A 17189-nucleotide genomic window follows, 5' to 3' on the forward strand; every position below is an offset into this window, starting at 1 on the left:
GCGAACCTGGCGGGTTTTTCCTTGCGACTACCGCATTGCTGCGGCGGCAAAATTACTTCTTGTCGGCTTCAACAGCAGCAGCTGCTTCAGCTTCAGCAGCAACGTGGCCAGCCGGTACCGAAGCGGTAGCGATGGTCAGGTTGGCGCCGTGGGTGACAACGGTCACGCCAGCTGGCAGGACCAGGTCGCCGACGTGCAGCGAGTGACCGACGTCGATGTTCGACAGGTCAACGTTGATGAATTCTGGCAGTTGGCCTGGCAGGCACGAAACTTCGATTTCGTTGGCAACGTGGCTGATGGTCGCGCCATGCAGTTTGACTGCTGGGGAAACGTCAGCGTTGATGAAGTGCAGCGCCACTTTCACGTGGATAGCTTGCTTAGCGTCAACGCGCTGGAAGTCAGCGTGCAGAACCAGTTGTTTGTATGCGTGGACTTGGAAGTCGCGCAACAGAACTTGCTGGGAAACGCCGTCGATTTCCAGGTCCAGGATCGACGAGTGGAACACTTCTTTTTTCAACGCGTGGTACAGGGCGTTATGATCCAGCGAGATCAGCACAGGGGCTTCAGCGCCACCGTAGACGATACCAGGGGTTTGGCCGGAAATGCGCAGGCGGCGGCTCGCTCCGGAACCTTGCAATTCGCGTTTAAATGCGATAACTTTCATGTGAAACTCCAAGAAGAACAAGGCTTGCACCTTGTGTTATGAAGATTCCCGCGACCAGGAATCTTCGGAAATGGGCGCATAAGCGCCCCGAAAACTAAAACACTGCGGCGCAACAGGCAAAAAGCCGGTCGCGCCGCAGGCATTACGTCTGTTGCTACTCTTGCCGAATTAATCGATAAAGAGGGAAATAACCGAATCACCCTTGATGATGCGCTTGAACGTCTCGGCCAGCAATGGCGCGCACGTCAATTGACGGATCTTGCCGCAGGCCAGGGCCGCTTCGGACAGGGGGATCGTGTCGGTCACGACCAGTTCATCGAGTGGCGATGCCGAAATACGGTCGATCGCCGGGCCGGACAGCACCGCGTGCGTGCAATACGCCACGACTTTTTTCGCGCCACGCTCTTTGAGCACTTCGGCAGCCTTGGTCAGGGTGCCTGCCGTGTCGACCATGTCATCCATGATCACGCAATTGCGGCCTTCGACTTCACCGATGATGTTCATCACTTCGGACACGTTCGCTTTTGGACGGCGCTTGTCGATGATGGCCAGGTCGCAGCCCAGGCGTTTTGCCAGGGCGCGCGCACGTACCACACCGCCGACGTCCGGCGACACCACCAGCAAATCCTGGTAGTTTTTCTTTTGCAGGTCACCCAGCAAAATTGGCGAAGCGTAAATATTGTCGACTGGGATATCGAAGAAACCTTGAATCTGGTCAGCGTGCAAATCCATGATCAGGACGCGCTCGACACCGGCTTCTTCCAGCATGTTCGCTACCACCTTGGCCGAAATCGCTACACGCGCGGAGCGCGGACGACGGTCTTGGCGGGCGTAGCCGAAGTAAGGAATCGCGGCGGTGATGCGGCCAGCGGAAGCACGTTTCAAGGCATCAACCATCAGCATGATTTCCATCAGGCTGTCGTTGGTTGGAGCACAGGTGGATTGCAAAACAAAAACATCCTTGCCGCGCACGTTTTCGTTAATCTCGACCATTACTTCGCCGTCGGAGAATTTCGAAACGTTTGCTTTACCGAGAGGAATGCCGAGGTTTTTTGCGACCCCCTCTGCCAACGCTGGATTCGCGTTGCCGGTAAAAACCATCAGGTTTTCGTAAGCCATGGGAGTCCCAAGAGGTGATATAGAAGTCTTGAAAAGCACTAACCGGGCATAGGCCCGGTCAGTCATTGTTTAGAATATGCCGCGTGGCGGCACATCTGCTTTTTCCCGTACTGGACGCCAACTTCGCATCGACAGACTACGGTGAAATGAGTGGCAGGGGAAGAAGGATTCGAACCTTCGCATGCTGGAATCAAAATCCAGTGCCTTAACCAGCTTGGCGATTCCCCTACGTTACTGACTGCTTGCCGTCATGTTGGCCAGTATTATACCGACTATTTGACGCTAAGCAAAATCTTTTTTTGCTGCTTACTTTGCTTCACAACACCGTGAGCATCGGGTGGCGATTCAGCGCTTTTGCCTTCCAGGCGACCCAGACTGGTGGCACATTGCTGAGCACCGCATCCGCTTCTTCCTGACTGCCAAACGCACTAAACACACAAGCACCGGAACCAGTCATCCTGGCCTCACCGTAAGCACTCAGCCATTCTACCGCATCTGCTACCGGCTTGAAAAGACTGCATGCTACTTGCTGCAAATCATTCTTACCAAACCCGCCAGCATTGTTTCCTTCTGCGAGGTACCTGGAAAAGTCCGCTATTGTGACGGGTTCGGTATTTCTCGTCAAGCCTTCCGCGCAAAAAATTGCAGCGGTGGGCACTTGCACGCCCGGCTCAATCACCACATACCAGCATTCTGGCGTGGCGACAGGCTGCAAGGCTTCGCCCACGCCTTCGGCAAAGGCATTCTCGCCAAAGATGAAAAACGGGATATCGGCGCCCAGCGGCAAGCCCAGCGCCATCAATTCTTCGCGCGTCAACCCCGCTTGCCACAAACGGTTCAGCGCCATCAGCGCCGTGGCCGCATCGGACGAGCCGCCTCCCAGGCCACCGCCCATGGGCAGCACCTTGTCGATGGCGATATCGACGCCGCGCGGCAAGGCGCCCGTGCGGCGCATTACTTCGGCCTGCAGCAATTTCGCGGCGCGGATGATCAGGTCCTGCTCCTCCGGCACGCCGGCCAGCACCGTCACGCGGACAATCGCCGTATCGTTGCGCAGCGCGAAGTGCAGGGTGTCGCCATGGTCGAGCAATTGGAACACCGTTTGCAGCAGATGGTAGCCATCGGCGCGGCGGCCGTTGACGTGTAGAAATAAGTTCAGCTTGGCCGGGGCCGGGCAATGGTTCAGAGTCGTCAGTGTCATGGTGCAGGTGCGGAAGGGGCAGGATCGAGCACGATGCGCAGCGAGACGGCATCGGCCTGCGCGCTGGCATTGCGTTCGGCATCGATACGCCGCGGTTGCGGCAAGGCGCCCGGTGTATTTTCGCCCGCATTTTGCCCTACTTCTTGCCATGACACATAGCGCAAACGCCAGCCGTCTTTGGTGGTCACGCTGTCGTTGGCCGGCGAAGCGACGAAGCGCTTGCCGTCGGCGCCCACGGCATGGCCTTGCAGCCAGTCGCGCAAGCCCGACACCGGCAAGGACCAACCCAGCATCTGCGCGCTCAGGGTATCGACATCGGGCGCGCTGCGCGGCGCCTTGCCGCTTTGCGTCAATACGGCCTGCTGCGGCGTGACGGCAATCGTCGCCAAGGTGCTGCCGACGGGCGAATACAGGGTCACGTCCGTGCGCTGGGCCGTCTGCTGCCAGTTGAAATTGACGGTGGCCGATTCGGGCTTGTCATCCTTCTGGTACACCACGTTCAAGCGGCCCGTCAGCTCCACCTGTTCGCGGTACGGGGCCACGGCCGTACCCGATGGCGCGGCGCCGGACGAGAATGGAGAACTCAGGGTCGAGCAGGCCGAGAGGGCCAAGGACAGGGACAGGGACAGGGACAGGATAGTCAGGGGCAGGCAATGTTTAAGCATGGGTTTGAACATGGGCAAAAGGAAAAACCAGCGCCATGGCGCTGGTTTTTATAGTGAAGTTAATCGGCTCAATCACAGACTGACATTCAGGCGCGCCAGGGTGCTTTTCAGCGCATCGTTTTTCGGGTCCTTGCGTTGCGCATCGCGCCACAATTTTTGCGCTTCATCCTTGTCGCCCTTCTGCCACAACACTTCGCCCAGGTGGACGGCGATTTCCGGATCACTGCGCACGGCATAGGCGCGGCGCAGCGCGTTTTCCGCCGCAGCCAGGTTGCCCATGCGGAACTGCACCCAGCCCATGCTGTCCATGATGAAAGGATCGCCCGGCGCCATCTGCAGCGCCTTCTCGATCAGCGCATGGGCTTCCTGCAGGCGGATGCCCCGTTCGGCCAGCGAGTAGCCCAGGGCGTTATACGCATGCTGGTTGTCGGGCGCCAGCGCCATGACCCGGCGCAGGCTCGCTTCCATCAGCTCGAGTTTATCCAGGCGTTCGGCCAGCAAGGCGTAGTCGTACAGTAGTTCCGGATTGTCGGGGAAGCGCAGCAAGGCGTTTTCCAGCACCGTATAAGCGCTTTGCACATAGCCGGCATCGCGCAGGAATTGCGCGTCGACCAGCAGCACCTGCGCCTGGCTTGCCGGATCGTCCGTTTCGATTTCCGTCAGCGCCTTGCGGGCCGCATCGAGATTGCCGCCACGGGCAATCAGCTGGGCGCGGCGCAAACGCGCCTCGACATAACCGGCGGAAGCGCTGTTGTCTACCTTGTCCAGCCAGGCGATGGCGCCGGCCGTATCGCCGCGCGTCTCGGCGATCTGCGACAAAATCATCAGGGCCTTGAACGGATCGCGCGCGTCGCCAGGCGATTTGTCGAGCACGGCGAGGAAGCGCTTGAAGTACTGCTCGGCACCCTTGGTGTCTTCCAGCTGCAGCGCCACGATGCCGAGCGCATACAGAGCGCCCACGTTATCGGGTTGGCTTTTCAGCAGCAGCAGGAATTGATCGCGCGCCGGCTCCAGCTGTTTTTGCTCAACCAGCAGGCGCGCATACGCGCCGCGCACTTCGACGGCGTCCGGATTCTTTTGCAGGAACGTGGCCAGCACCTTGTTTGCCGCCTCGGGTTCGCCCGTCACCTGCGCCAGCGTCAGCGCGGCCAGCTCGGAGTTCGGCTTGATCGTCAGCGCTTTGTTGGCTTCGCCGATGGCGCGCTCGCGCTCGCCGATCGACAAGGCGCCCTGCGCCAGCACCAGGTGCGCTTCGAACATGTCCAGGTAGGGCTGCACCAGGCGCGTCACCATCGAGTAGGCATACAGCTTGTCATTCGAGCGCGACAGGATCTGCTGCATCTGGAACAAGGCCACGCCGCGCGCGCCCGCTGGCGCATTGGCAAGGCGCTCGGCAAAAATCGGTTCCGCTTCTTCGATCTTGTCCGTCAACACGACGAAGCCGAGGAAGAACTGGGTCGCCTCGTCCGAATCGGGTGCCAGCTCGCGCCACAGGCGGATGGCCGCCAGCGCTTCGCCGCCCTGCTTGGCGGCCAGCGCCATTTCGGAGGCGCGGCGCGCCAGGCGCGGGTCGCGCGTCTGCTGCGCCGCCACCATCATCGTCACGTACGGCCCTTGCCACTGGCCGCTCTTGAATTCCATTTCAGCGCGGGTCAGCTTGTACAGCAAGTCGCTGCTCAATTCGACCTTCGGCAAGCCCTCCGCCTTGGCATCCGCACTGGACTCGGCGCCCTCTTCCTGTGGCGCGACGGGCGCGGCCACAGAGGGGCCAGCCGCGGCATCGGCGGGGGCGACGGGCGTCTGTGCCATGGCATGCGTGGCCATCAGGGCGGACAAGGTTACAATGGCGAAAGCGTTTTTCAAAGGCTGATCCTGGCTAAACGGCAAAGTTTGATTCTACGCCCAACGCGGCTATCGCGTACTTCACGTATGTAACGAAATATATACGTCGTGGCGGCATAGCGTGCCCGGGCCAGCCATCCGTCAGCAAACTGCCTGTTTTTTACCCGGTTTTCAACCATTCGAGCCCTATGCCAGAATTGCCAGAAGTCGAAGTCACACGGCGCGGTGTCGCGCCCCACATCGAAGGCCGCGCCGTGCGCGCCGTCGTGCTGCGCCGCGACGGCCTGCGCTGGCCCTTCCCCCCTGCACTGGGCGAACAATTGTCGGGGCAAACCATCGGATTGACGGGGCGGCGCGGCAAATACCTGCTGATCCACTTCCGCCACGGCACGCTGATCATCCACCTGGGCATGTCGGGCCACCTGCGCGTGCTGCCGACGGGGACGGAGGCGCAAAAGCACGATCATTTCGACCTCGTCGTGGAAGACGCGGATGGCGGCAGCCAGGTGCTGCGCATGACGGACCCGCGCCGCTTCGGTGCCGTGTTGTGGCACGACGAGGCCGACGGCCCGCTGGACGGCCATGCGCTGCTGCGCGGCCTGGGCACGGAGCCGCTGGAAGGCGGCTTCACGGGCCAGTTGCTGTTCGAGAAAACGCGCAACAAGGGCACCAACATCAAGCAGGTGCTGATGGCGGGCGACATCGTCGTCGGCGTGGGCAATATCTATTGTTCCGAAAGCCTGTTTCGCGCGGGGATCAACCCAAAGACGCCGGCCCGGCGCATCGGCCTGGCCCGCTATGAGAAACTGGCGCAATCGATCCGCGACGTGCTGGCCGAAGCCATCGTGCAAGGCGGCAGCACCCTGCGCGACTTCATCGGCGTGAACGGCCAGTCCGGCTACTTCCAGCAGACGTATTTCACGTACAACCGCGCAGGCAAGCCGTGCCGCGTCTGCGGCGCGACTATCCGGCAAATCGTGCAGGGTCAGCGTTCCACGTTTTACTGCGTGAATTGCCAGAAATAGCTGTCAACAGTATGTCATAGGCAAAGGGAGCCAGATGGTCAGAGACTTGGAACAATACAGCGCGTGGCGCCAGGATGTGCTGGCGGCCTTGCAGGCATACCGGCAAGCCGCCAACACGGCAGGCTTGGTCGATGGCGCTTCCGCGCTGCGCCTGGCCCGCTGCGTGTCCCGCCTGCTCGATGACCGCCTGTCCGTGGCCTTCGTGGCGGAATTCTCGCGCGGCAAATCCGAGCTGATCAACGCCATCTTCTTTGCCGACTATGGCCAGCGCATCCTGCCCTCAGGCGCGGGCCGCACCACCATGTGCCCTACCGAACTGCTATACGACGCGGCCTGGCAGCCATCGATCCGCCTGCTGCCCATCGAAACGCGCGCGCAGAACCTGTCGACCAGCGACTACCGCGAGCTGCCCGCCGCCTGGACCGTCCTGCCCCTGAACATCGATGCGGGCGGCGACATGCAGCAAGCCCTGCGCCAGGTCAGCCTGACGAAAAAAGTCAGCGTGGAAGAAGCTGCGCGCTACGGCCTGTACGACGCCGACGATGCGGATGCCCCCGCCATGCTCGACGAGGACGGCCAGGTGGAAATCTCCATGTGGCGCCACGCCATCATCAATTTCCCCCATCCGCTGCTAAAACAGGGCCTGGTCATCCTCGACACGCCGGGCTTGAACGCCATCGGCACGGAACCGGAACTGACCTTGAACCTGATTCCGAATGCGCACGCGGTGCTGTTCATCCTGGCCGCCGACACGGGCGTCACGCGCAGCGACATCGAGGTATGGCGCAACCATATCGGCGCCGGCGCCGGGCGCCTGGTGGTGCTCAACAAAATCGACAGCATGTGGGACGAATTGCGCGGCGACCTGGAAGTAGCGCAAGCCATCGAACGCCAGCAGGCCAGCGTGGCGCATCTCCTGACGCTGGACGCGAGCCAGGTGTTTCCCGTCTCGGCGCAAAAGGCCCTGGTGGGAAAAATCAACCACGATGCGGCGCTGCTGGAAAAAAGCCGCCTGCAGGCGCTGGAGACGGCCCTGTTCGAGGAGCTGATCCCCGCGCGCAAGGACATCATCCGGCGCCAGCTGGCGTTCGATCTGGACGCCATCGTCGCCGCGCAGCAGGTGCAGGCGGCGGCCCGCGCGCGCGGCATCGCCGAGCAGTTGCACGAGCTGCACAGCCTGCGCGGCAAGAACCAGAGCGTGATCGCGCACATGATGCGGCGCATCGATATCGAGAAGAAGGAATTCGACAGCAGCCTGTTCAAGCTGCAAGCCACGCGCGCCGTATTTACCCGCCTGTCGACGGAACTCTATACGAGCCTGGGCATGGACATCGTGCGCGACGATATCGATGGCGTGCGCGCCGCCATGCAGCGCAGCCGCTTTTTCACCGGCCTGCGCGAAGCCGTGCGCCAGTATTTCGAGCGCATCGCCAGCAACCTGGATCGCTCGGAAGGCAAGACGGCCGAAATCACGGAAATGATGAATGTGATGTACCGCAAATTCGCCACCGAACATGGTCTGGCGCTGGCCGTGCCGATGCCGTTTTCGCTGGCCCGCTATCGCCAGGAAATCGCCGACATCGAAGCCGTGTATCACAAGCAGTTCGGCACGGCGACCCTGCTCACCACCAGCCGTGTCGTGCTGATGGAAAAATTCTTCGACACCATTGCCTCGCGCGTGCGCCGCAGTTTCACCAACGCCAACGACGATGCCAGCGCCTGGCTGAAAGTCATCATGGCGCCGCTCGAAGCCCAGATCGTCGAGTACAAGGAGCAGCTAAAACTGCGCTTTGCCTCGATCCAGCGCATCCACGACGCCACCGGCAGCCTGGAACAGAAAATCGCCGGCTTCGAGGCAAGCCTGGCAGCGCTCGAACGCGACAAGGCGCAGCTGGCGCAATTGCTCGCTGCCTTGCGCATGGCCAGCGCAACATAACACCACACTGGAATCCTGCATGAAACGTCTGCTGCATCCGCTCTCGCCCGCCACGGGCGCGGCACTCTTTGAAAACTACGTCGACCCGACTTTTTCCGCCACCGTCATCGCCTGGCAAAAGCAGCATGGCCGCCATGCGCTGCCGTGGCAAAACACGCGCGACGCCTACCTGATCTGGCTATCCGAAATCATGCTGCAGCAAACGCAGGTCACCGCCGTGCTCGGCTATTACGCGCGCTTCCTCGAACGCTTCCCCACCCTGCGCGACCTGGCAGCAGCGCCGGTGGAAGACGTGATGGCGCAATGGAGCGGCCTGGGCTACTACACGCGGGCGCGCAACCTGCACAAGTGCGCGCAGCGCGTGGTGGCCGAATACGATGGCGTGTTCCCCAGCGACCCGGCACTGCTGGCCGACCTGCCCGGCATCGGCCGCTCGACGGCAGCCGCCATTTCCGCGTTTTCCAGCGGTACGCGCGCAGCCATCATGGACGGTAACGTCAAGCGCGTCTTCGCGCGCACCTTTGGCATCGATGCCTATCCCGGTGAAAAGCGGGTCGAAGACGCCATGTGGCGCCGCGCCGACGCCTTGCTGCCAGAGACCGGAATCGAAGCCTACACACAGGGCTTGATGGACTTCGGTGCCACTCTGTGCACGCGCAGCAGCCCCGATTGCGGCCGCTGCCCCTTGCAGCCGCGCTGCGTGGCTTACGCCACCCATCGGGTCAAAGACTTACCTGTGCGCAAACCGAAGAAAACCAGCCCGGAAAAGCACGCCGTCATGCTGGCCATCATCGACAACGGCCAGGTGCTGCTGGAGCAGCGCCCGGGCTCCGGTATCTGGGGCGGCTTGCTGTCGCTGCCCGAACTCGATGGCCACGTGCTGGCCGGCGAAGACCGTCCGCGCGACATCGACCAGGATGCGCTGGCGCGCGCCGTGGCGCCGTTCGGCGAGATCGAGACGCAGGAACGGCTGCTGCCCATCGTGCACGTGTTTACCCACTATAAGCTGCACATCGCCCCCTGTCGCATCACCCTGGCGCGCCGCCTGGCGCTGGCCGGGGAAGCTACCCACGTCTGGTATGACGGCGCGAAAATCGCCGACGCGCCGCTGCCCGCGCCCATCAAGAAACTGCTGCTGGACCTGTTCGGCGATGCGCGTTCGGCGCAGCGCAGCATGTTCTAGTGCGCAGGCTTGCCTTGGTGGCGCTGGCGCTCTTGCTCGCGCCAGCGCATGCCGAAACAGCGCTGCCAGAGGTACCGGAGGTGAGAATTGGCGTGCTGGCCTACAAGGGCGGCGACGCCGTGCAGCAGGACTGGTCATACGTGACGCGCCACCTGCAGGCCAGCATTCCCGGCATCCGCTTCGTGCTGGCTGACTACGACCAGGCGGGATTGACGCGTGCCGTGCAGTCGCAGGCAATCGCCTTCGCCATCACCAGCAGCGGTCATTACGTGGCGCTCGAGCACAGCGACGGCGCCAGCCGCATCGCCACGCTCGAATCGCCATGGACGGACTCGCCGCGCCTAGCCATCGGCTCGGCCATCGTCGTGCGCAATGCATCTCCGCTGCACGACCTGGCCGACCTGGCGGGCAAGAACGTGATGGCGGTAGCGCCCGATGCGTTTGGCGGTTACCAGATCACCGCGCGCGAACTGCTGGAAGCGGGCATCGATCCCGCGCACGATTTTTCCAGCCTGCGCTACAGCGGCTTTCCCTCGCAGCAGATCATCGAAGCCGTGCGGTCCGGGCACGTGGATGCCGGCATCGTGCGCACCTGCCTGCTGGAACAGATGGTGGCGCGCGGCGAAGTGCCGGCCGACGCACTGCGCGTAATCACCACGCGCCCGATTCCAGGTTTTCGCTGCGCCAGCTCGTCGCGGCTGTATCCGGACTGGCCCTTCGCGGCCTTGCGCCAGACGCCGCCGGCACTGGCGAAAAAAGTGGCGCAAGCCCTGCTGGCCATGCCGCGTACCGATGAAGGCTATAGCTGGACGGTGCCCAGCGATTACCAGATCGTCGATGAGCTGTTCCGCGATTTGCGCATCGGCCCCTACGCCTATTTGAACAAGCTGACGTTCGAGACGGCGCTGCGCCGCTACTGGGGCTGGATGCTGCTGGTACTGGCCTTGCTCGTGGCTTGGGCCGTGCATACGGTGCGTGTGGAATACCTGGTCAGCCGGCGCACCGAGCAATTGCGCGCCGCCCAGCACCAGCAGCGCGCGCTGGAAGAACAGGCGCGCCAGCGCCAGGCCACGCTCGATCACACGGCGCGCCTGGCGATTTTAGGCGAGATGGCCAGCGCCATCGCACACGAATTGAACCAGCCGCTGGCGGCCATTGGCAATTTCGCGCGCGGCATGGCGCGCCGCATTGCGGCGGGCCGACTGGACGCGGCGCCCTTGCTAGACGGCGCGCAGGAAATCGCCACGCAAAGCGAACGCGCGGGCGCCATCATCCGTCACATCCGCGCGATGGCGCAAAAGCGTCCCGCGCACAGCACGGCCTTCGCTCTGGCCGACGCCGTGGAGCAAGCGGTATCGCTGTTCCGCGCGGCCCATCCGCAAGCCAGTATCAATTGGCGCCACGACAGCGCCAGTCGTGAGGCGCGCGTGCTGGCCGACCCGCAGCAAGTGCAGCAGGTGCTGCTCAATCTACTCAAGAATGCGCTCGATGCGCAGGTGGAGAACGATAATCCCGGGCACGCCATCGGCGTGCTGCTGCACCGGGAAAACGGTGCCTGCACGGTGGCCGTGCGCGATGCCGGCTGCGGCCTCGATGCGGCGCAGATGGCACGCCTGTTCGAGCCCTTCTTTACCACCAAGGCCGAAGGCCTGGGTCTGGGCATGTCGCTCAGCAAAAGCATCATCGAATCGTTCGGCGGCAGCCTGTCGGCGCACGCCAACGCCGACGCGCCGGGCTTGACGGTCTGGTTCCGCCTGCCCGAAGATAGCGGCATGGAAGCGCATAAGGAAATACAAGAGGAAACACCATGAACGAAAGCGATGCGATTATCTTTGTCGTCGACGACGACGCCGCCATGCGCCGCTCGCTGGCCTATCTGTTCGATTCGGCCGGCTGGCAAGTGGAAACGTTTGAATCGGCGCGCGATTTCCTGCAGCGCTATGACGGCCATGCGCCCGGCTGTTTGCTGCTCGACGTGCGCATGCCCCTGATGAGCGGACTGGAGCTGCAACAGGAGCTGTCGCGCCACGCCATAACACTGCCCGTGATTTTCCTCAGCGGCCACGGCGACCTGGCCATGGCCGTGCAGACGATGAAGGCCGGCGCCTGCGATTTTTTGGAAAAGCCGTGCAAGGACCAGGTGCTGCTGGACGCCGTCAGCCGGGCCGTGGCCCGCAGCGTGGAAGAAAGCCGCAGCGCCGCCAGCGCGAATACGGCGCAATCGGCGCTGGCCAGACTCACCGCGCGCGAGCGCGAAGTGGCGCTGCTGATGGCCGAAGGCAAAGCCTCGAAAGTCATCGCCCGCGAGCTGGGCATCAGCGACAAGACGGTACAGGTGCACCGCCATAACACGATGGAAAAACTGGGCCTGCACTCAGCAGCCGAGGTGGCCCGGCTGCTGATGGCCAGCGGGCAGATTTAAGCCCGCACGATACGCGCCGGCAGTCCTTGCCGCACCGACGTGCCCGAGACGGGATCGACAAACACGTTCTTGTCGCTGCGGCTCGGGTCCGTCAGCCCCAGGTCGTTCAGATTGATGCCCGCGCCGATGGCCGGTTCATCGGGCTGGCGCGACTTGCCGATGCGGTGGGCCCGCGCGCCGTGCTCCTTGTGGCCGAAACCGTGTTCGATGGCGATCACGCCCCGCTGCACGCCATGGCGCAGCATCACCGTGGCCCTGGCCCTGCCACCCGGCGTTTCCAGAAAAATCGCATCGCCATTTTCCAGCTTCAAACGCGCCGCATCGTCGGGATGCACCGCGACGGGATTGTCGGGATGGATGCCGCGCAAGCGCCGCGCGCCGATGCTGTAGGAGTTCTGCAGCGCCGACTTAAAACTGATCAACTCAAACGGCCATTCGCTGGCCGGGTAAGTTTTGCGCACTGGCGTGCCATCGGCAAACGCCGCCACTCTCCAGGCGGGCGTACCGGGGAAGCGTTTGCCGCTCAAGCTGTTCTTGCTCACGCCCAGACCCTCGTTGTACAGCATCATCGGTTTCAGATAGCGGTGCGTGGACCAATCCTGCGGATACGGCGTCTCGTCGGCCACCGGTGCGGGAGCCACCGGCGCCTTGGCATTCGCAGGCGGCGGCAGGCGCAGGCCGAACATCTCGCCATAGCTCTGGTAGCGCCCTCCCCGTGCCAGCATGAAAGCCACCTTGCGCCATTCTTCCGGCTTCAAGGTGCGCTCCAGTTCGGGGCGAATGCGCGCCACGCCGGAAAGTTCGATATCGTCGTCGCTCGCTTCCGGCACGGACGTTTTTCCTTGCCAGGCGATGTTGGCGCCGCCGCGCAGATACCAGTCTTCCGCGCGCAGCAAGGGGAAGCGCTGGCCATCCATGTCCTGCAAGGCCTCCGGGCCGAAGCCCGGCAAGGCCATCGTTTTGGCCAGCGCGATGAAGAACGATTCCATGCAAATGGTCTGGCCGTCAGGCGTTTTCTGCACGCGCGGTTCGACCACGGGCCAGCGCGCCGTGCTCATTTTGACGGGCATGCCACCCCAGGCACCGGCCCAGCCCCAGCTTTCATACAGCAAGGTATCGGGCAGCAGGTAATCGGCAAACGCCGAGCTTTCATTGATGAAAGGGTCGATGGCGACGATCAGGGGAATCTTCTTCGAATCGGCCAGCTCCTTGCCGATCTGCGCGCGTAAGCCCGTGATGCCGTAGACAGGATTGCAGCTCCACAGGATCAGCGCCTTCAAGGTGTACGGGTAGCCATTCATGGCGCTGGTGAGCCACTCGGTCGCCAGCGCCGGCGCGTTCGGATACCACGGCGCCCTAGCCGGATACGCCTTGCCCGCTTCCTTCTTCAGCTTGAATTCCGAGGTTTTTTCATACGGCACATTACGCCCGATCGGCATGCCCACCGCCTTGATCTCGCCGTCGAAACTCTCGAGGTTATAGCGCGGACCGGGTCCCGCATCCTTGAAGCTGCCGCCGTTGACCAGGGTGCCGCCCTTGCGGTTCAAATTGCCGATCAGGGTGTTGAGCATGACCAGCGCGTACGCGTTATAAAAGCCCGCGCCCGACATCATGCCGCCATGCGCATTGACTGCGGCGCGCTTGCCATGGCTGGTGAGTTCCTGCGCCAGGCCCTCGATGATGTCGCGCGCGATGCCGCAGGCGCTTGAATATTCATCCATGCTGTGGCGCTGCGCTTCTTCGTTCAACATCGTCATGGCCGTCTTCAGGTGCAGCGGCACGCCGGCCACTTCCAGCGGGCCGTCGAAGAACAGCCGTGCCTCACCCTTGGCGGCATTGTGCAGCACGATGGCTTGCGTCGCGGCGTCGATCACGCAAAATGCATCGCCATCCTTGTAGCGCTCTTCTTCCGCCAGCTCCACCGCGCCGATGTCCGACGCGCGCAGGTAGCGGCCGTCGCGCGGATGGCCCTTTTCGTTGATGATCAAATGCGTGGCGTTGCACCAGGCGGCCTCGCCTGCCGCTTCCGCCACCTTCAGGTTCGGCTGCGCGAGGAAGCGACGGTCATAGCGTTCCTGTTCGATGATCCAGCGTATCATCGCCATGGCCAGCGCGCCATCCGTCCCCGGCTTGATCGGTACCCAGCGGCTGCGGTCGCCCGCTGCCAGGCTGTCCGCATTCGTCAGCACAGGGTCGACAACGACGTAGCTGAAATCGCGCTTGCCCGAGCGGGCTTTCGCAATCAGCGTGCCCTGGCGCTTGAACGGATTGCCCGCATTACCGGGCGCCGTGCCGACGAAGATGCAGAATTCCGTGTTTTCCAGGTCCACTTTCGCATGCGGCATTTTTTTCATGTCGCCGAACATGGCGCCCGAGCCGCTGCGGTAAGCGCCACCGCAATACGAGCCGTGGTTGACCAGGTTCAAACTGCCGTACGACTGCTTGAAAAAGCGCGTGCCAAACGCCAGGCGACCATCGTCTGTGCTGCACATCAGGCCCACCTGATTGACTTGCGGGCCCAGTTCCGGCTGCGCCGGATCGATGGGCTTTTCCTGCTCGCGCAAGGCGCGCAAACCCTGCACGTGGCCTTCGCCAAACAGGTCGCCGCCTTCCGTCACTTCCTTCACCAACTGGTCGAAGGCGATCGGTTCCCACTGGCCGCCGCCGCGCGGTCCCACGCGCTTCATCGGCGCCAGCACGCGGAACGGCGACTCCATCTGCTCCAGCACGCCATTGCCGCGGCCGCAAGCGGTCGAGCGCCCTTTCAAGCCCTTTTCCTGGAAGCGCGAGAGCGACACGAAACTGTCGCGTATCGAGGTCTGGTATGGCAGCGCCGGGTCGGCCGACATGGGGCTGTACGGATTGCCCGCCACGCGCAACACCTTGCCGCTTTTCTTGTCGAGGCGCACGCGCACGCCGCAAAACGTGGTGCAGCCCATGCACATGGTGTAGCTGACCTGCTGGTCGGGATTGACCGTCAATTTTCCCGTGGCGGTATCAACGGAAAACTCGGGCGGCAGGGAATTGCCGTGCAGTTTCTGCACCGGCTTGTCTTTGCCCAGCGCATGGTCGACCATGCGGCCGGCCGTGGTGGAAAAACTGGCGGCAAACGCGGCCAGACCGCCGCCGATGGCGCCGTAGCGCAGCAGCTTGCGGCGCTTTTCGTTTTCGTCTTCAGGGACGTCATTGTTTGCGTCGTTATGTACTTGATCGTTCATCTTTAACTCCTCAGTGCGTGGCCATGGCGGTACGGCTGCGTGTAGTGATCGCGCGTCCCGCCCATGGCAAAAATTCCAGCATCAGCAACAGCAGCGCGATCCACAGGCCGGCCGTGCCGATGATCCCCAGCAAGCCGTCGCTCCCCATCGGCAGGTGGTAGTCGTACAGGCCCGCGCCAGTCTTCGGGATCGTCTGGCCGCCGATGAAAATCGTCCAGCGCATCATCCAGGCGCTATGCAGCGCGATCAGGCCATTGACCAGGCCACTCGTGGCCGGGCGCCAGATGGCCAGGGCCATCGGCACGATGGACGACAGCACGGCCCAGACAGCGGTGAACTGCCATTGCGGCATGCCGGCCACCTGGGTAAAGGCCATGCTGTGGCTGGCGCTCACGCCAGAGAGACTCACGAACAGCCAGCCGCCGCCCAGGGCCAGCACCAACGCCAGCGACAGGGCCAGCGCGCGGTTCAGCGACACTTCCAGCGCCTTGTCGCGGCCCGGCAGGAAGCGGTTGAACAGCAGCGCCAGGCCGATCGCCCCGACAAAGGCCGTGGCGGCAAATTGCGCCGGCAGGAACGGCGTGTACCACAGGGGACGGGCACGCACCACCATCACTTCCATGCCCGTGTACAGGCCCACGACAAAGGCGGCGAGCAAGGTGAAGGCGGCGGCAAGGCGGATGGCCCGCAGGGAGGCGGCACCACCGCGCCCGGCCAGGCGGTACAGGAAGGCCAGACGGTCCTGGCCCTGCCCCCGCGTGGCGAAGTCCACGCGCAGCGCCAGCCACGCGTACAGCATCAGACAGCCCAGATACAGGGGAATGAAGAACGAGCCCCACGACATCCACGACTGCGGCTGGAAGTAAATATAAAAATGGTAGAAGCGGCCCGGCCCGTGCAGGTCGGCCAGCAGCGCCACGGGCGCCGTCATGCCGCAGACGAGAGATGCCGGCAGCGCGATGCGCCCCAGGCGCTCATACGCCTTGCGGCCGAAGACAAAGTACGGCAAGGTCAGCATGAAGCTGCCATAACTGAGGCCGATGAGGAAAAAATACTGCACCGCCCACGGCAGCCATGCCGCTTCGCGCGTGACGTTGATAATTTCGGTGATGTGGCTGTCCATGGTTTATTTCCCGTGTTTGCTCGGTTGCCAAAGTGTCGCTTCGCCCTCGACGTGGCCGGCGAAGCGCGTGTCCAGTCCCAGGTAAAACACATGGGGTTGGGTACCCTGTTCGGGCTTGAGCACTTTCACCTTGTTCTCGGTGAGCAGCTGATGCACCATGCTTTCCGGGTCATTCAGGTCGCCGAAGATGCGCGCGCCGCCGACGCAGGTTTCCACGCAGGCCGGCAGCAGGCCTTCGTCGACCCGGTGCGCGCAGAACGTGCATTTGTCGGCCTTGCCCGTTTCGTGGTTGATGAAACGCGCGTCGTACGGGCAGGCCTGCACGCAGTAGGCGCAGCCCACGCAGCGGTCGCCGTCGACGACGACAACGCCATCCTTGCGCTGGAAGGTGGCGCCCACGGGACAGACAGGAATGCAGGGGGGATTGGCGCAGTGGTTGCACAGGCGCGGCAGCATGTAGGTGCCGCAGCGGTTCTCTTCCTTCACTTCATAGGTCGAAACGACGGTGCGGAAGCTGTTTTCCGGCACGGCGTTTTCCATGATGCAGGAGACCGTGCAAGCCTGGCAGCCGATGCATTTCTGCACATCGACCACCATCGCCCAGCGCTGCCCACCCTCGCCCTTGGCGGCAGCCTTGCCGGGCAGCGGCGCGATGGCCGCCCCGATGGTGACGGCTGGCAAGGCGCGCAAGAAACTGCGGCGCGATTCAATCATGACACTCTCCTTGACTATGGGCGGCAAGCCCTTGTTGACTTGCTGCCATGATAGAAAAGAAGTTGCCGTACGGATAT

Annotated in this window: 13 protein-coding genes and 1 tRNA gene; 5 read left to right on the forward strand and 9 right to left on the reverse strand. The window is 62.9% G+C overall.

The genetic code is table 11. The features are described from left to right. Window positions 1-52 precede the first annotated feature (52 nt). The 6 genes from ACP7DE_RS17795 to ACP7DE_RS17820 form a co-directional block, all read right to left on the reverse strand. On the reverse strand, window positions 53-664 hold the full coding sequence (locus ACP7DE_RS17795) for a 50S ribosomal protein L25/general stress protein Ctc (protein WP_426073351.1): 612 nt from the start codon (window positions 662-664) through the stop codon (window positions 53-55). Window positions 665-832: 168 nt separating this feature from the next. Then, window positions 833-1783, reverse strand: coding sequence for a ribose-phosphate pyrophosphokinase (locus tag ACP7DE_RS17800; RefSeq protein WP_034753270.1), 951 nt, complete (start codon window positions 1781-1783; stop codon window positions 833-835). Window positions 1784-1934: 151 nt separating this feature from the next. Continuing rightward, window positions 1935-2011: transfer RNA gene (locus ACP7DE_RS17805), tRNA-Gln, on the reverse strand. An 88-nt stretch (window positions 2012-2099) separates the two neighbouring features. After that, window positions 2100-2984, reverse strand: a complete 885-nt coding sequence (gene ispE, locus ACP7DE_RS17810; protein WP_426073352.1) for a 4-(cytidine 5'-diphospho)-2-C-methyl-D-erythritol kinase — start codon at window positions 2982-2984, stop codon at window positions 2100-2102. Next, on the reverse strand, window positions 2981-3649 hold the full coding sequence (locus ACP7DE_RS17815; RefSeq protein WP_426073353.1) for an outer membrane lipoprotein LolB: 669 nt from the start codon (window positions 3647-3649) through the stop codon (window positions 2981-2983). Before ACP7DE_RS17815 ends, ispE begins: the two co-directional genes overlap by 4 nt. Window positions 3650-3721: 72 nt before the next feature. Beyond that, entirely contained in the window at window positions 3722-5512 is a 1791-nt protein-coding gene (locus ACP7DE_RS17820) for a tetratricopeptide repeat protein (RefSeq protein ID WP_426073354.1), read from the reverse strand. 167 nt (window positions 5513-5679) lie between these two features. Between ACP7DE_RS17820 and mutM the strand changes: the two genes are divergently transcribed. The 5 genes from mutM to ACP7DE_RS17845 all read left to right on the forward strand — a co-directional run bounded on the left by mutM (window position 5680) and on the right by ACP7DE_RS17845 (window position 12057). Continuing rightward, window positions 5680-6516, forward strand: a complete 837-nt coding sequence (gene mutM / locus ACP7DE_RS17825; RefSeq protein ID WP_096233481.1) for a bifunctional DNA-formamidopyrimidine glycosylase/DNA-(apurinic or apyrimidinic site) lyase — start codon at window positions 5680-5682, stop codon at window positions 6514-6516. Between the two features lie 34 nt (window positions 6517-6550). Then, on the forward strand, window positions 6551-8452 hold the full coding sequence (locus tag ACP7DE_RS17830) for a dynamin family protein (protein ID WP_426073355.1): 1902 nt from the start codon (window positions 6551-6553) through the stop codon (window positions 8450-8452). Between the two features lie 19 nt (window positions 8453-8471). Continuing rightward, on the forward strand, window positions 8472-9635 hold the full coding sequence (gene mutY, locus ACP7DE_RS17835) for an A/G-specific adenine glycosylase (RefSeq protein WP_426073356.1): 1164 nt from the start codon (window positions 8472-8474) through the stop codon (window positions 9633-9635). A gap of 80 nt (window positions 9636-9715) precedes the next feature. Next, entirely contained in the window at window positions 9716-11446 is a 1731-nt protein-coding gene (locus ACP7DE_RS17840; protein ID WP_426073357.1) for a sensor histidine kinase, read from the forward strand. Beyond that, window positions 11443-12057 (forward strand): response regulator transcription factor, encoded by a 615-nt coding sequence (locus tag ACP7DE_RS17845; protein ID WP_426073358.1) that lies wholly within the window; start codon window positions 11443-11445, stop codon window positions 12055-12057. The genes ACP7DE_RS17840 and ACP7DE_RS17845 overlap by 4 nt, the downstream gene beginning before the upstream one ends. On the opposite strand, the gene ACP7DE_RS17850 is transcribed toward ACP7DE_RS17845, so the two are convergent. The 3 genes from ACP7DE_RS17850 to dsrO are packed head-to-tail and all read right to left on the reverse strand — an operon-like array spanning window position 12054 to window position 17112. Then, window positions 12054-15275, reverse strand: coding sequence for a molybdopterin dinucleotide binding domain-containing protein (locus ACP7DE_RS17850; RefSeq protein ID WP_426073359.1), 3222 nt, complete (start codon window positions 15273-15275; stop codon window positions 12054-12056). The two genes, ACP7DE_RS17845 and ACP7DE_RS17850, sit on opposite strands and share 4 nt — an antisense overlap. 10 nt (window positions 15276-15285) lie before the next feature. Beyond that, window positions 15286-16398, reverse strand: coding sequence for an NrfD/PsrC family molybdoenzyme membrane anchor subunit (gene nrfD, locus ACP7DE_RS17855; RefSeq protein ID WP_426073360.1), 1113 nt, complete (start codon window positions 16396-16398; stop codon window positions 15286-15288). A 3-nt stretch (window positions 16399-16401) separates the two neighbouring features. Continuing rightward, a complete protein-coding gene (gene dsrO, locus ACP7DE_RS17860) occupies window positions 16402-17112 on the reverse strand; it encodes a sulfate reduction electron transfer complex DsrMKJOP subunit DsrO (RefSeq protein ID WP_426073361.1) in 711 nt (236 codons plus the stop codon). Between the last annotated feature and the right edge of the window lie 77 nt (window positions 17113-17189).

This window comes from Janthinobacterium sp. DSP2-3-3, from assembly GCF_049897325.1.
Classification (GTDB): Bacteria; Pseudomonadota; Gammaproteobacteria; order Burkholderiales; family Burkholderiaceae_D; genus Janthinobacterium.

Excerpts from the sequence above, each read along its gene's own strand:
- ACP7DE_RS17795 (WP_426073351.1), bottom strand. The coding sequence starts at position 664 with ATGAAAGTTATCGCATTTAAACGCGAATTGCAAGGTTCCGGAGCGAGC.
- ACP7DE_RS17800 (WP_034753270.1), bottom strand. The coding sequence starts at position 1,783 with ATGGCTTACGAAAACCTGATGGTTTTTACCGGCAACGCGAATCCAGCG.
- ispE (WP_426073352.1), bottom strand. The coding sequence starts at position 2,984 with ATGACACTGACGACTCTGAACCATTGCCCGGCCCCGGCCAAGCTGAAC.
- ACP7DE_RS17815 (WP_426073353.1), bottom strand. The coding sequence starts at position 3,649 with ATGCTTAAACATTGCCTGCCCCTGACTATCCTGTCCCTGTCCCTGTCC.
- mutM (WP_096233481.1), top strand. The coding sequence starts at position 5,680 with ATGCCAGAATTGCCAGAAGTCGAAGTCACACGGCGCGGTGTCGCGCCC.
- ACP7DE_RS17830 (WP_426073355.1), top strand. The coding sequence starts at position 6,551 with ATGGTCAGAGACTTGGAACAATACAGCGCGTGGCGCCAGGATGTGCTG.
- mutY (WP_426073356.1), top strand. The coding sequence starts at position 8,472 with ATGAAACGTCTGCTGCATCCGCTCTCGCCCGCCACGGGCGCGGCACTC.
- ACP7DE_RS17845 (WP_426073358.1), top strand. The coding sequence starts at position 11,443 with ATGAACGAAAGCGATGCGATTATCTTTGTCGTCGACGACGACGCCGCC.
- ACP7DE_RS17850 (WP_426073359.1), bottom strand. The coding sequence starts at position 15,275 with ATGAACGATCAAGTACATAACGACGCAAACAATGACGTCCCTGAAGAC.
- nrfD (WP_426073360.1), bottom strand. The coding sequence starts at position 16,398 with ATGGACAGCCACATCACCGAAATTATCAACGTCACGCGCGAAGCGGCA.
- dsrO (WP_426073361.1), bottom strand. The coding sequence starts at position 17,112 with ATGATTGAATCGCGCCGCAGTTTCTTGCGCGCCTTGCCAGCCGTCACC.